Raw genomic sequence first — 11,775 nt, 5'->3', positions numbered from 1 at the left:
GTGCATTCGCGGCTTCGCCGCTCACCCCCTCATCTGCCTGCCGGCATCTTCTCCCCGATGGGGAGAAGGGGGATGAGGCGAGGCCTCGCTCTCCCTCAAAGCATCCTTCGTGGAAATATTCACCGCTCTTTCTACCACACACCACAACCCCGCCAAGCCCTTCTATGCGCCCTGATCTTTTCCGCTAATCTCCCGCCATGAACATTCTGATTCTCGGCGCAACCGGCTTCATAGGCTCCGTCGTCGCGGCCCGCCTCGTCGCCGATGGGCATGCCGTGACCGGGCTCGGCCGCAATCCCACGCGTGCCCGGCTGAAACAGCCGGCGATCGACTGGCGGCGTACCGATCTCTCCCGCATAACGAAGCCTGAGGACTGGGACGAGATCCTCAAAGACCAGCAGGTTGTCGTCAATTGCGCCGGCGCGCTGCAGGACGGGCCGGCGGACGATCTGGCCGCCACGCAAGCCGAGGCAATGCTGGCTCTCTATGCCGCCGCCAAACGCATGTCCCAGCCTCTGATCGTGCAGATATCGGCACGGACCACCGGGGCGGCGGGCGAACTGCCCTTCCTCGCCACCAAGCGCCGGGCCGACGAGGCGCTGGCGACAAGCGGCCTGCCTCATCTCATCCTGCGCCCAGCCCTCGTTCTCGGCCGCAATGCCCATGGCGGCTCGTCGCTGCTCCGGGCGCTTGCCGCCCTCCCCCTGGCGCTGCCGCTCGTCCATGCCGAAAGCCCGATCGAAACGCTGTCGGTGGACGATGTGGCGGAAGCCGTATCGCGGGCGGTCGCAGGCGGCCTCCGGGGTGATATCGATCTTGCCGCCGACGAGGTTCTGACGCTCGCCGATCTCGTCAGCCTTCACCGGCAATGGCTGGGCCTGCCGCCCGCCCGCGTCTTTTCCCTTGCCCCATGGCTTGCGAAGCCCGTGACGTGGCTTGCCGATATGGCAGGGCTGCTCGGCTGGCGTTCGCCGCTGCGCTCGACGGCGATGACTGTGATGTCGGAAGGCATCCGAAGCGCGAAAGGAGAAAGCGGCCTAACCGCGACATCCGCAACGGCGACACTCTCGGCCAATCCCTCCGGCGTGCAGGATCTCTGGTTTGCCCGGCTCTATCTCCTGAAGCCGCTCGTCATATCAGGCCTCTCCGCCTTCTGGCTGCTCTCCGGCCTCATCCCGCTGCTGGCGCTCACGAAAACATCCGCCCACTTCCTGCCGTTCATGCCGGAGGCCACGGCCACGGCGCTGACGCTTGCGACCTGCCTGATCGACGCCGCACTCGGCGCCGCCGTGCTTGTGCGTCCACTCGCCAAACGCGCCCTTCTCGGCATGCTGGCCGTCTCCTTCGCCTATCTCATCGGCGCAAGCCTGCTCGAACCGACGCTCTGGCTCGATCCGCTCGGCGTTCTTGTCAAAGTGCTGCCATCGATCCTGCTGACGCTGACCGCCCTTGCCACCCTGGATGAACGCTGATGCTCGAGGAATGGCTGCTGCTTGCCCATGTCATCGGCGCGACCGTGCTCTTCGGCACCGGCGCCGGCATCGCCTTCTTCATGGTGATGGCGCATCGCACGCGCGATCCCGTCCTGATCGCCCATGTCGCCGGAACCGTGGTCATCGCCGATACGATCTTCACGGCCACCGCCGCCATTTTTCAGCCTATGACAGGCTATCTCCTTGCCCGCTCGATCGGCTGGGACCTGTCGGAGGGCTGGATCGCGCTGTCGCTGCTGCTTTACGTCGTCACCGGCCTGTTCTGGCTGCCGGTCGTCTGGATCCAGATCCGCCTGCGCGATCTCGCCCGTACTGCGGCAGCCTCGGCAAGCGCCCTGCCGCCCGCCTATTTCAGCCTCTACCGCATCTGGTTCGCTTTCGGCTTTCCGGCCTTCTTCTCCGTCATCGGCATTTTCTGGCTGATGCTGACGAAACCGTCGATCGCCTTATTTTAGCATCGGCCAAAGGCTCGCCACCAGAAGCACCGCCATGCTGATGTTGAACCATTTCAGCCGCACCGGATCGGAAAGCCATTCCCTGAGCGCCGAGCCGAAGCCCGCCCATGTGGAAACGCTCGGCACGTTGACCACCGCGAAAGCCAGGCCGACGATGAGCACGCTGGCAAGGTAGAGTTCGGGATTGGTATAGGTCGCCATCGCCGTGACCGCCATCACCCAGGCTTTCGGATTGACCCACTGGAAGGCCGCCGCCGAGACGAAGGACATCGGCGCCGTACTGCTCTTGCCTTCGCTCAGCGAACGCGAGGAGGCGATCTTCCAGGCGATCCAGACGAGATAGGCGCCACCGGCGAACTTCAGCACCGTATAGACCAGCGGCAACGTGTGCAGCAGCGCCCCGAGCCCGAGGCCGACGCCGATCAGCAGCGAGAAGAAGCCGGCGCCGATGCCGAACATATGCGGGATCGTCCTGCGGAAGCCGAAATTCACGCCCGAGGCGAAGAGCATCATATTGTTCGGCCCCGGCGTGGTCGACGTCGTGAAGGCAAAGAGAACAAGGGCGAAAAACGTATCCAGCGGCATGCGACCTCCCGAAGCGCGGCTCTTTCGGCGCACTCTATTTAGGTCAGCATAGCTGTCCTAAACGGACGATGCCATTACATCATTGTCATGGTGACAGGATTGGTTGAAAGATAGAAGCGCTGCGCAATCTCCTGAAAAATGGAAAAAATCATGCAGGACGACCCTATCCCCTCTGTCAAATTCCCGAGCGGCACGAAAGTGCCGGCGCTCGGCCAGGGAACCTGGGCCATGGGCGAGGATGCCGGCCATGCCAGGATGGAGATCGAAAGCCTCAAGGCGGGCATCGATCTCGGCATGACGCTGATCGACACCGCCGAAATGTATGGCGACGGCGGCGCCGAGGAGATCGTCGGCCAGGCGATCAGGGGACGGCGCGAAGAGGTCTTCCTCGTAAGCAAGGTCTATCCCTGGAACGCCAGCCTGAAAGGCACGGTCGAAGCCTGCGAGCGCAGCCTGGAACGGCTCGGCACCGACCGCATCGATCTCTATCTCCTGCACTGGCGCGGCAACTATCCACTGGCCGAGACCGTCGCCGCCTTCGAAATGCTGAAAGCGTCAGGCAAGATCGCCGCCTGGGGCGTCTCCAATTTCGATACCGACGACATGGAGGAACTGCTCAGGGTTCCCGACGGCGCCAATGTCGCGGCCAACCAGGTGCTCTACAATCTCTCCCGCCGCGGCATCGAATATGATCTCCTGCCCTGGTGCCAGAACCGCGGCATTCCCGTCATGGCCTATTCGCCGATCGAGCAGGGACATATCCTCCACCATCCCGAACTGATCCGCATCGCCAAGGCCTATCAGGCAACGCCCGCGCAGCTGGCGCTGGCCTTCCTCCTGGAACGCGACAGCGTCATCGTCATCCCGAAGACATCGAATGCCGCACGCGCGGCTGAGAATCGCGACTGCGTCTCGCTTGAGATCACCGATGACGACTGGCAGGCATTGGACGCCGCCTTCCCACCGCCGGCAAGGAAAAAGCCGCTGGAGATGCTGTGATATCCAGCGGCTCGAACTGCTCCACGTCTATCAGCTATACGCCGCGACCTATCGATTCCCCCTTCTCCCCAGCGGGGAGAAGGTGCCCGAAGGGCGGATGAGGGGGCCGGTGACGCCAGCCTTTCAAATGATCCTCATACAAGCGTAGACCACATTGGGGCGCAACGTTGCGATGCGGGGAACGAACTATCACGGAAGGGATATTCCGTGTGGCCCCTCATCCGCCTGCCGGCACCTTCTCCTCGAGGGGAGAAGAGATTTGCCACGCCGTCTCCGTCCCTTGCCAGCCGAGGATAACCTCGAAGGGCCAAGCTTATAGCAGCCTCACATCCCCTGCGCGCCGCGGTTCATCGCAGCAATGCCGGTGCGGCAGACCTCGATGAGGCCGAGCGGTTTCATGATCGCCACGAACTGGTCGATCTTCGAGGACTTGCCGGTGATCTCCAGAATGAAGTGATCGATCGTCGCATCCACTACCTTGGCATGGAAAGCATCGGCAAGGCGCAGCGTCTCGGCGCGCATCTCGCCCTCGCCGACCACCTTGACCAGCGCCACCTCGCGCTCGATCGGCCGCTCCTGGCCGAGTTCGCGGGCGCGCACCGTCAGATCGACGACGCGGTGCACCGGCACGATGCGCTCGAGCTGCGCCTTGATCTGCTCCAGCACGTGCGGTGTGCCGCGCGTGACGATGGTGATGCGGGAAAGATGCGCCTGATGCTCGGTCTCGGAGACGGTGAGGCTCTCGATATTGTAGCCGCGGCCGGAAAACAGGCCGATGACCCGAGCAAGAACACCCGGTTCGTTGTCGACGAGAATGGAAAGCGTGTGGCTTTCGATCGCCGCCGTTTCCGGTGAGATGAAGTAGGCGGAGCCCGTGGGCTGTAGGTGTGCGTTCATGGTCTTGAGTTTCCTCTTCCCTGTCGCATAACCCCGAAAATCGAAAACGATTTTCGGAAAGGATTATGCGCAAATTAAAAATGTCAGACGAGCGCGCGGCCCTTGGCGTCGATCGCATTGGCGACCGCTTCGTCGGTGGCTTCATCAGGCAGCAGCATTTCGTTATGCGCCTTGCCTGAGGGGATCATCGGGAAGCAGTTGGCGAGATTGGCGACCCGGCAATCGAAGATCACCGGCTTCCTGACCTCGATCATCTCAACAATAGCATCGTCGAGTTCATCGGGCTTTTCGCAGCGCAGGCCGACGGCGCCATAGGCTTCCGCCAGCTTGACGAAATCGGGCATCGCCTCGGTATAGGAGTTCGACAGGCGGTTGCCGTGCAGCAATTGCTGCCACTGGCGCACCATGCCCATATACTGGTTGTTCATGATGAATATCTTGATCGGCGCATCGTGCTGGATCGCCGCCGACATTTCCTGAATGCACATCTGGATCGAGGCGTCGCCGGCAATGTCGATGACGAGGCTGTCGGGATGGGCGATCTGGACGCCGAGGGCCGCCGGCAGGCCGTAGCCCATCGTGCCGAGGCCGCCTGAGGTCATCCAGCGGTTCGGCTGTTCGAAGCCGAAGAACTGCGCCGCCCACATCTGATGCTGGCCGACTTCGGTGGTGATGTAGGTATCGCGGTCCTTGGTATGCGCATAGAGCCGCTCCAGCGCATATTGCGGCATGATGACCTCATTGCTCCTCGTATAGGCAAAGGAGTTGCGCGCACGCCAGCGGGCGATATCGGTCCACCATTCTTCGAGACGGTTCTTCTCCGGCTTCTTCGGCAACGCCCGCCACAGGCGGACCATATCTTCGAGGACATGGCCGACATCGCCGCGGATGCCGATATCGACACGGACGTTCTTGTTGATCGAAGAGGGATCGATATCGATATGGATCTTCTTCGAATTCGGCGAAAAGGCATTGAGGCGGCCGGTGATGCGGTCGTCGAAGCGGGCGCCGATGCAGACCATGACGTCGCAGTCATGCATCGCCATGTTGGCTTCGTAGGAACCGTGCATGCCGAGCATCTTCAGCCAGTTCTTGCCCGAAGCCGGATAGGCGCCGAGCCCCATCAGCGTCGAGGTGATCGGGAAGCCGGTGAGTTCGACCAGCTCGCGCAGCAGCTTGGAGGCCTCGGGGCCGGAATTGATGACGCCGCCGCCGGAATAGATGATCGGACGGCGCGCAGTCGCCATCAGCTCGATCGCTGCATGGATCTGGTTGAGGTCGCCCTGGATCTTCGGCTGATAGCTCTTCTGGATCGTGTAATCGGCGGGCGGCGTATAGGTGCCTGTCGCAAACTGCACGTCTTTCGGAATATCGACGACGACTGGGCCCGGACGGCCGGACTGGGCGATGCGGAAGGCCTCGTGAATGACGGCGGCGAGCTGGTTGACGTCCTTGACCAGCCAGTTGTGCTTGGTGCAGGGCCGGGTGATGCCGACCGTATCGCATTCCTGGAAGGCGTCGGAGCCGATCAGCGGGGTCGGAACCTGGCCGGTCAGGCAGACGAGCGGGACCGAATCCATCAGCGCGTCCTGCAGCGGCGTGACCGCATTGGTGGCGCCCGGACCCGAGGTGACCAGCATGACGCCGACTTTGCCGGTGGAGCGAGCGTAGCCTTCGGCCGCATGGCCTGCCCCCTGCTCGTGACGGACGAGGATGTGCTTGACCTCTTCCTGCTGGAAGATCTCGTCATAGATCGGCAGGACCGCGCCGCCGGGATAGCCGAAGATATGTTCGACGCCGTTGTCCTTCAGCGCCTTGAGAACGATCTCCGCTCCCGTCATCCGATTGCCTGCCGCCTGATTGTCCGTGCTCATCTGTCTGTTCCGTTTATGCTGGGATTTGCGTTTGTGGCCGGAAGCCCGAATTTCGGGCATAAAAAAAGGCCCCTGAGGAGCCTGTCATCTAGCGCATGGGTGGCTACCGCCGGATGGTTACACCATCCTGCCCATGCGCTTTCCCACCACGATAAGAGCCGTTGCGATTTTCATGGTCGGCAGTGATAGACAGAAAATTTCGCAGCGTCAACGCATGCCGCAATAAAAATCCATCCGCGCCCCTTTACCCTCTAAAAACCATGGTTTGAAGGATTTGTTAAAGGATGGACTTTATTATTATGCCCCATTGCAGGGAGTAGCCCTTTGCTCAACAACGACTTGCGCGTGTCTGGCAAGGCAGGCGAGCACGATCGCCGCGACGGCCATGCGCCGGGAAATCGCTTTCTCGGCCGCGTCGTTGCGTGCAGCGGATCCCGGGCGACGATTGCCGCCGTCGCCGAAGAAGGCGGCACCGATCTTACCGAACTCTGGTCCGTCGGCCGGCTGATTTCGATCAGCGTCGGCCGCAACCGCGTCGTTGCCCTCGTCTATCAGATGAACACCGGCAGCCATGCCTGGGGCGAAGGCGAGGACAATAATTTCAAGATCGAGACCGAACTCCTCGGCGAAGTCCGTGTCGACGAGGACGGGCGCGAGGAATTCTCCACCGGCATTTCGCGTTATCCCTATCTCGGCGCCATCGCCCATCGCATCCGCGCCGCCGACCTGATGCGCATCTACGATGCCGGAGAAGGCACGACCGCCGTCATCGGCAAACTCACGCAGGACGAAAGCATCGATGCGGCGATCCACATCCCCTCGATGCTCTCCAAGCATTTCGCCGTCGTCGGCTCCACCGGCGTCGGCAAATCGACGGCCGTGTCGCTGCTGTTGCACAAGGCGATCGCGGCGAACCCGAAGCTGCGCGTGCTGATCCTCGATCCGCACAACGAATTCGCCGCCGCCTTTCCCAAGCACGCCGTCACCATCGATACCGACACGCTCGACCTGCCCTTCTGGCTGATGCGGCTGGAGGAATTCGCCGAAGTCGTCTTTCGCGGCCGCCCGCCGGTGCCGGAAGAACTCGACATGCTGCGCGATATCCTGCCCGAGGCCAAGCGCGCCTTCCGCGGCAGCGACAACTCGCTGGTGCGCCGCACCACGGAAAAGAGCTCGATCACTGCGGACACACCAGTTCCCTACCGCATGGCCGATCTGCTGGCGCTGATCGACGAGCGCATCGGCCGCCTCGAAGGCCGCACGGAAAAGCCTTTCCTGCGGTCGCTGAAGATGCGCCTCATCGCCGCGATCAACGATCCGCGCTATCACTTCATGTTCTCCAACAACACGATCAGCGACACGATCACCGAGACCATCGCGCAGATTTTCCGCATTCCCGGCGAAAACCGGCCGATCTGCACCTTCCAGCTGGCCGGCATCCCCTCCGAAGTGGTCAATTCGGTCGCCTCCGTGCTCTGCCGCATGGCCTTCGAGGTGGCGCTGTGGAGCGAAGGCGCCATCCATATGCTCGTCGTTTGCGAGGAAGCCCACCGCTATATCCCCTCCGATCCCAGCCTCGGCTTCGTGCCGACGCGCCAGGCGATCGCCCGCATCGCCAAGGAGGGCCGGAAATACGGCGTCTCGCTCGGCATCATCACCCAGCGGCCGGGTGAACTCGACCAGACGATCCTGTCGCAGTGCTCGACGCTGTTTGCCATGCGCCTGGCCAACGACCGCGACCAGGAAATCATCCGCTCGGCCATCCCGAACTCGTCGATCTCGACGACGAGCTTCATCTCCTCGATCGGCAATGGCGAGGCGATCGCCTTCGGCGAGGCGATCAGCGTGCCGATGCGCATGCGCTTTTCCCGCGTCGACGAAAGCCTGCTGCCGAAGGCCGCCAGCGCCAACAGCAAGCACAGCGAGGAAGATCCGGATACGGTCGATCTGCGCAAGATCGTCACCCGCATGCGGGCGGTGACCGTCGGACCCGACATTTCGAATTTCCAGCAGAGCTATGCCGCATCAGCGGCAGCCCCCGACGAGGTTGACGCGAAGGACGAGGATATCGACGATAAGCCCTATGCCTCGCCTGTACCGTCATCCGCCCCGCTCGAATCCTACCGGCGCGAGTTGCTGCCGCAGGCGCCGCGGCTCGACCCCGCCGCGCCGCCGGCGATCGACCCCCGGCTGGACGCGCTCCGCCGCGAGATGCGCCGCGAAGAACCGGTCTTTCCCCGGCCGGCACCGCCAACGGATCAGCCCGCGGTCACCCGCCGCGAGCCCGGCACGTCGCTACGCGAAAGCATCCTGAAAAAACCGCTGAGCAGCCTCTACAACAAGGATTGACGCTCCAGAGCTGTGAGCGGCTCGGCAACCTCGAGCACACGCTGCCGCTCCGTCGGCCCAAGTGGCAAGAGAGGCCGCGGCAGCTCTGCTTGGGCCAGCAAAAGATGCTCGGCGAGGGCATAGACCACACGGATGCTTCCGAATTCCTTGAACATCGTCCAAAGCGGCTCAAGCAGCCCATTGAGCCTGCGCGTCTCATCGCCGTCGCCTGCCGTCGCCGCCTTGGTCAAGGCAAGGGCCGTGCGCGGCAGCAAGCCGCCGACGACGCTGTACCAGGCATCGGCGCCTGAGAGCAGCGCTTCGGCCGCGCCCCAGTCGCCGCTATAGCCGATCGCGAGATCGGTCTTTCCACGCAATGCCGCGAGTTCCCCTCGCACATCGCCGTCGGCCGGCAGAGGCATCTTCACCGCCTTGATCGTCTCGATATCGGAGAGGCGCTGCAGAAGCTCGCGGCTGAAGGTGAAGTGAGTCGTGCCGGGATTGTTATAGATGCAGAGCGGCAGCGCCGCCGCCTTCGCGACCGCCAGGAAATGCTGGAAGGCTTCCTCCTGGGTCAAAGGCGTGTAGGCGACCGGCGCCAGCAGAAGCGCATCCGCGCCGGCCATTTCGGCATCCCTCGCAAGGTCACAGGCGTGATCTGTCCGGAGAGCGCCAACACCGACGACGATGGGAATACGCCCTTTAACGCATTCGACCGCCGCCCTGACGGCCCGCAACCGTTCCTCGCGCGTGAGGTAGGCATAGATCCCGGTGCTGCCGAGAAGACCGATAGAGGCGACGCCCGCATCACGCAAAGGCTCGAGAAGGCGGCAAAGGGCCTCGGTGTTCACCCGGCCATCCATGTCGACGGGGGTTGGCGGAAAAGCCGAAAGGCCATGAAACGGAGACACTGAAAACATGATGCGATCCTGAGAAAAGCGGTCAATGGGAGAACAGCAGGCGCGATCCGGCGCCCGCGAAGAAAACGGCGAGGCTTCCCTCGATCCAGCGGCGCGCCCGCGCGTAGCCGCGCACCATCGGCGCCGTCGAAAACAGCACGGCATAACCGGAAAATATCGAGATCCCGAGAAGCACGCAGCCGCCGAACGCCGTGACGGCCGTCTCGGGCGAGGCGCCAGGCTTGAGACCGAGCGACATGATCGCGACCCAGGCCAGAACCGCCTTCGGGTTTCCGAGATGCATCAGGATCCCGCGGCGATAGAGCACGCCGAGCTCCGCAGCAGGCCGGGCGAGTTCACCCGCCGGCGCATCCGGGGCGGCGGCCGAGCGGGCCGCTTTCCAGGCGAGCCAGAGGAGGTATACGCCGCCTGCGATCTTGAGGACCAGCAGCGCGTGAGCATAGCGGACAAGCAGTGTCGAGATGCCCGTGACCGCGATCAGCCCCCAGCATGTCGACATCGTTATCACCCCGGCGGCAAGCGCCAAGGCCGGCCGCCGCCCTTGGCGCATCGCTACATTCATGATGGCCATGTTGCTTGGCCCGGGACTGCCTGCCGCGATGACATAGGCGATGTAGACGACGAGAAGATCCTGCATTTCTTTCTTTCCGGAAACATCCACTTCGCTTCCTTCTCCTCGAAAATTGGTCCATCATGAAGCGCCATTTTCAAGAATTTTCATGGGCCATTTTGCCATGTCCAAGCGGCGCAGTGCCATCGAGATCCCATCGCTCAAAGCCATCGACCGAACGGCCGATGTCGGCCGCCAACTTGCCCAGGCCCTGCGCAGCGCGATCTCGAGCGCAGAACTCAGGCCGGGCGAGCGCCTCCCTTCGACGCGCACCCTTGCTGCGTCCTTGAAGATCGCCCGCGGCACCGTCGTCGGGGTGTTCGATCAACTGACCGCCGAAGGTTATCTCGAAGCGAAGGTCGGGGCCGGAACCCGTGTTGCCTCGGCCCTGGTGGACGCGACGCCGGCGTTTCCGCCCGCACCGGCAGCGCCGCCGGGCGCCGATACCATCGATCTGCCTCTCCCGGCGGCCCGGCTGATATCGATCGCCCGCGCGCTCACCCCTCACCCGCCCATTCCCTTCGCCATCGCCGTCCCGGCTTCCGGCATCGCGCCCGACGACAACTGGCGCCGCCTCGGCAATCGCGTGCGCGCGTCGAAACCGGCAGCCCCCGCGAGCTATCAAGATCCCATGGGACTGTACGAGCTGCGGGTCGCCATAGCCGACCACGTCCGCCGTGCACGGGCCGTTCACTGCGAACCGGAACAGGTGATCGTCACGTCGGGCACCCAGCAGGGCCTCCACCTGGCGGGGCGTGTCCTGCTATCGCGGGACGATCCGGTATGGGCTGAGGATCCGGCCTATCCCGGGCTCACGGCCGTGCTCGACGATCTCGGCGTAGGGACGCATCGCATCCCGGTCGATGCACAGGGAATGAACGTGGAACGCGGCCTCGAACTCTGCCCGCAGGCGCGCGCCGCCTTCGTCACCCCTTCGCATCAATATCCGGTCGGCATGCCGCTCAGCATGGCGCGCCGCAACGCTCTCATCGCCTGGGCCGATCAAAACCGCGCCTGGATCGTCGAAGACGATTACGACAGCGAGCTGCGTTATGCCGGACACCCCTTCCCCTCGATGCAGGGCTTGCGTCCCTCTCGCGTCGTCTATCTCGGCACCTTCAGCAAGGTGCTCTTTCCATCGCTGCGCCTCGGCTATGTCGTCGCCCCTGCTCCGCTCGCGGAAGCCTTCGCCGGTGCCCGCGCCATTCTCGACCGGCACTCGCCGACCGCAGAGCAGCACGTCCTGGCGGCCTATATGAGGGAAGGCTATTTCGAAGCCCATATCCGCCGCATCCGCGGCCTCTATGCCGAACGCCGCGCAATCCTGCTCGCAAGCCTCGAGGGGGCCTTGCCCGACAGCTGCCGCATTCAGCCGAGCGACCAGGGCATGCACATTCTTCTGTGGCTGCCCGAGGGGACCGACGACGTGCAGCTCGCAGCCCGCGCCCTATCGGCCGGCCTTGCGGTGCGCGCGATCTCCCCGATGTATGCCGCGCAGCCGGCGCGCCCCGGCCTGATGCTGGGCTTCGGCGGATTTCTGCCGGACCAGCTGCAGGCGGCGGTTGGCGAACTCGTCAAACTGCTGAACCTGTAGATCTTCGGAGTGGGTGGCCG

At 63.5% G+C, this 11,775-nt stretch carries 10 protein-coding genes; 5 read left to right on the top strand and 5 right to left on the bottom strand.

Annotated features, from left to right (window positions below; all coding sequences use genetic code 11):
* Positions 1 to 197 precede the first annotated feature (197 nt).
* Entirely contained in the window at positions 198 to 1,472 is a 1,275-nt protein-coding gene (locus QMO80_RS20555; RefSeq protein WP_283198129.1) for an SDR family oxidoreductase, read from the top strand.
* Positions 1,472 to 1,948 (top strand): DUF2269 domain-containing protein, encoded by a 477-nt coding sequence (locus QMO80_RS20550; protein ID WP_283198128.1) that lies wholly within the window; start codon positions 1,472 to 1,474, stop codon positions 1,946 to 1,948. The genes QMO80_RS20555 and QMO80_RS20550 overlap by 1 nt, the downstream gene beginning before the upstream one ends.
* Here the strand turns inward: QMO80_RS20550 and QMO80_RS20545 are convergent.
* Positions 1,940 to 2,533, bottom strand: coding sequence for a LysE family translocator (locus QMO80_RS20545; RefSeq protein WP_283198127.1), 594 nt, complete (start codon positions 2,531 to 2,533; stop codon positions 1,940 to 1,942). The two genes, QMO80_RS20550 and QMO80_RS20545, sit on opposite strands and share 9 nt — an antisense overlap.
* Positions 2,534 to 2,683: 150 nt before the next feature.
* Here QMO80_RS20545 and QMO80_RS20540 point away from each other — a divergent pair, with 150 nt between their 5' ends.
* Positions 2,684 to 3,532, top strand: a complete 849-nt coding sequence (locus QMO80_RS20540) for an aldo/keto reductase (protein ID WP_283198126.1) — start codon at positions 2,684 to 2,686, stop codon at positions 3,530 to 3,532.
* A 324-nt stretch (positions 3,533 to 3,856) separates the two neighbouring features.
* On the opposite strand, the gene ilvN is transcribed toward QMO80_RS20540, so the two are convergent.
* Both ilvN and QMO80_RS20530 read right to left on the bottom strand, forming a co-directional pair.
* Positions 3,857 to 4,429, bottom strand: coding sequence for an acetolactate synthase small subunit (gene ilvN / locus QMO80_RS20535; protein ID WP_003593459.1), 573 nt, complete (start codon positions 4,427 to 4,429; stop codon positions 3,857 to 3,859).
* A gap of 83 nt (positions 4,430 to 4,512) precedes the next feature.
* Positions 4,513 to 6,303, bottom strand: a complete 1,791-nt coding sequence (locus QMO80_RS20530; protein WP_283198125.1) for an acetolactate synthase 3 large subunit — start codon at positions 6,301 to 6,303, stop codon at positions 4,513 to 4,515.
* A gap of 324 nt (positions 6,304 to 6,627) precedes the next feature.
* On the opposite strand from QMO80_RS20530, the gene QMO80_RS20525 reads away from it, so the two are divergent.
* The gene (locus tag QMO80_RS20525) at positions 6,628 to 8,652 is read left to right on the top strand and encodes an ATP-binding protein (protein WP_283198124.1); all 2,025 of its coding nucleotides are present in this window, start codon (positions 6,628 to 6,630) and stop codon (positions 8,650 to 8,652) included.
* On the opposite strand, the gene QMO80_RS20520 is transcribed toward QMO80_RS20525, so the two are convergent.
* Both QMO80_RS20520 and QMO80_RS20515 read right to left on the bottom strand, forming a co-directional pair.
* Positions 8,637 to 9,551, bottom strand: a complete 915-nt coding sequence (locus QMO80_RS20520; protein ID WP_283198123.1) for a dihydrodipicolinate synthase family protein — start codon at positions 9,549 to 9,551, stop codon at positions 8,637 to 8,639. The genes QMO80_RS20525 and QMO80_RS20520 overlap by 16 nt on opposite strands.
* Before the next feature lie 22 nt (positions 9,552 to 9,573).
* Positions 9,574 to 10,188 (bottom strand): LysE family translocator, encoded by a 615-nt coding sequence (locus QMO80_RS20515; protein WP_283198122.1) that lies wholly within the window; start codon positions 10,186 to 10,188, stop codon positions 9,574 to 9,576.
* A gap of 97 nt (positions 10,189 to 10,285) precedes the next feature.
* On the opposite strand from QMO80_RS20515, the gene QMO80_RS20510 reads away from it, so the two are divergent.
* Positions 10,286 to 11,755, top strand: a complete 1,470-nt coding sequence (locus QMO80_RS20510) for a PLP-dependent aminotransferase family protein (protein ID WP_283200241.1) — start codon at positions 10,286 to 10,288, stop codon at positions 11,753 to 11,755.
* Positions 11,756 to 11,775: the final 20 nt, after the last annotated feature.

It is taken from the genome of Rhizobium sp. BT03 (assembly GCF_030053155.1).
GTDB lineage: Bacteria > Pseudomonadota > Alphaproteobacteria > Rhizobiales > Rhizobiaceae > Rhizobium.
This window is presented reverse-complemented; position numbering and strand designations above follow the sequence as displayed.

Coding starts and splice junctions, on each gene's coding strand:
- QMO80_RS20520 (WP_283198123.1), bottom strand. CDS start 9,551: ATGTTTTCAGTGTCTCCGTTTCATGGCCTTTCGGCTTTTCCGCCAACC.
- QMO80_RS20555 (WP_283198129.1), top strand. CDS start 198: ATGAACATTCTGATTCTCGGCGCAACCGGCTTCATAGGCTCCGTCGTC.
- QMO80_RS20540 (WP_283198126.1), top strand. CDS start 2,684: ATGCAGGACGACCCTATCCCCTCTGTCAAATTCCCGAGCGGCACGAAA.
- QMO80_RS20510 (WP_283200241.1), top strand. CDS start 10,286: ATGTCCAAGCGGCGCAGTGCCATCGAGATCCCATCGCTCAAAGCCATC.
- QMO80_RS20530 (WP_283198125.1), bottom strand. CDS start 6,303: ATGAGCACGGACAATCAGGCGGCAGGCAATCGGATGACGGGAGCGGAG.
- QMO80_RS20545 (WP_283198127.1), bottom strand. CDS start 2,533: ATGCCGCTGGATACGTTTTTCGCCCTTGTTCTCTTTGCCTTCACGACG.
- ilvN (WP_003593459.1), bottom strand. CDS start 4,429: ATGAACGCACACCTACAGCCCACGGGCTCCGCCTACTTCATCTCACCG.
- QMO80_RS20515 (WP_283198122.1), bottom strand. CDS start 10,188: ATGCAGGATCTTCTCGTCGTCTACATCGCCTATGTCATCGCGGCAGGC.
- QMO80_RS20550 (WP_283198128.1), top strand. CDS start 1,472: ATGCTCGAGGAATGGCTGCTGCTTGCCCATGTCATCGGCGCGACCGTG.